This is a genomic window from Desulfovibrio sp. OH1186_COT-070, from assembly GCF_003860215.1.
GTDB lineage: Bacteria > Desulfobacterota > Desulfovibrionia > Desulfovibrionales > Desulfovibrionaceae > Desulfovibrio.
On sequence record NZ_RQYH01000176.1, the window covers coordinates 1 to 434 of the forward strand.

The 434-nt window shown below is 25.6% G+C and carries 1 pseudogene; it reads left to right on the plus strand.

Annotation, left to right across the window (positions count from 1 at the left end):
- Positions 1–434 (plus strand): annotated as a pseudogene (locus EII23_RS13540) (replication initiation protein); the annotation flags it as partial.

The window sequence follows — 434 nt, forward strand, 5'->3', positions numbered from 1 at the left end:
GGAAAAAACATTATTAGTTATATGGAAGATATAGAGTTTACAAGATTAAACTTAGCTTTTGATTTTGAAGTTGATTTAAGTAATTATTATGCGATGACTGATAAAGCAGTTAAGAAAACAATATTTTATGGCCGTGGTGGAAAACCTTAAACAAAATATTTTGGTGTACGTGATAGTGATAGATTTATTCAAATTTATAATAAAAAACAAGAAAAGATAGTGCAGATATTGAAATTAATTTAGAAAATTTATGGCGTGTAGAGATTGAATTAAAACGTAATATGGTAGATATGTGGAACGATTGTTTTGAAGATTCACATATATTGCAACCAAATTGGGAAACTATTGAAAAAATAAAAGATAAAGTTATAATATATTTACTTATTCATGAAGAAGATGCATGGGATAAATTAGAAAGACACGCTAAATATAAA